Genomic DNA, 254 nt, shown 5'->3' with positions numbered 1-254 from the left:
CGTAGTAGCCGCTGTGAGAGACTTCGAGCACGCGGCACATGAGACGCACCGGCCAGGTGCTCGCATGCTGCTCGATGAAGGCGAACGTCACTTGGGCATCTCCGCAAAGATGCCGATCGCTTTTTTTCTAGGACGGCAGAATTGGCTGTTGGGCCTGTTGTTCGAGGGCGGTGAGGTAGGCGTCGGGATCGCGGCGGAAGCGGGTTCGTGCGGTCCGCGCCTGCCTGCGGATGTCGAGGGATCGGCGCAGGGCC

At 63.8% G+C, this 254-nt stretch carries 1 pseudogene; it reads right to left on the bottom strand.

Annotated features, from left to right (window positions below):
- A pseudogene (locus FV234_RS25990) lies at positions 1 to 254 on the bottom strand (hypothetical protein); the annotation flags it as partial.

The sequence above is a fragment of the Methylobacterium sp. WL8 genome (assembly GCF_008040045.1).
GTDB classification, from domain to species: domain Bacteria; phylum Pseudomonadota; class Alphaproteobacteria; order Rhizobiales; family Beijerinckiaceae; genus Methylobacterium; species Methylobacterium cerastii.
The sequence above is the reverse complement of the archived record's forward strand: the minus strand, read 5'-3'. Positions and strand labels throughout refer to the sequence as shown.